We start from the raw sequence: 406 nt of genomic DNA on the forward strand, positions 1-406 counted from the left end.
CGGTGTGGCGCCTCAGCATGGAGGTGCTCGCCATCGGCGACCGGCTGCCCGAGGTGCGCGCCCACCTCGCGGCGGCCCAGCGCGAGGCCGGACGCGGCCTTGTGCCGCTGCTCATGGGAGGCCGCGAGGAGGACGTCTCCGACGGGACCGCCGACACCCTCGGCGCGTTCTACGTGACCCTGATGACCGGCCTCATCGCCCAGTGGACCTTCGACCCGGCCAGCGCCCCCGACGCGGAGCGGCTCACCGCCGGCCTGCGCCAGGTGGTCGAGGCGGCCACGGAGCCCGCGGACGGCGCGTCAGCGGCAGACGCGTCTACAGACGGTGCGCCTTGAGCGCCATGTGCAGCAGCAGGCGGTCCTCGCCGTCGTCCAGGTCCAGGCCGGTGAGCCGCTCGATCCGCGAC

At 74.9% G+C, this 406-nt stretch carries 1 protein-coding gene and 1 pseudogene; one reads left to right on the top strand and one right to left on the bottom strand.

Annotated features, from left to right (window positions below; all coding sequences use genetic code 11):
* Nucleotides 1–335: pseudogene (locus LPA54_RS40685) on the top strand (TetR/AcrR family transcriptional regulator); the annotation flags it as partial.
* Here the strand turns inward: LPA54_RS40685 and LPA54_RS40690 are convergent.
* Nucleotides 316–406: helix-turn-helix domain-containing protein (locus LPA54_RS40690; RefSeq protein ID WP_228985455.1), on the bottom strand; the 91-nt coding region annotated here is incomplete at its 5' end. The pseudogene LPA54_RS40685 and the gene LPA54_RS40690 sit on opposite strands and share 20 nt — an antisense overlap.

Origin of the sequence: Streptomyces sp. DH12, from assembly GCF_020873895.1 — a bacterium.
In the GTDB taxonomy this organism is placed as follows: Bacteria; Actinomycetota; Actinomycetes; order Streptomycetales; family Streptomycetaceae; genus Streptomyces.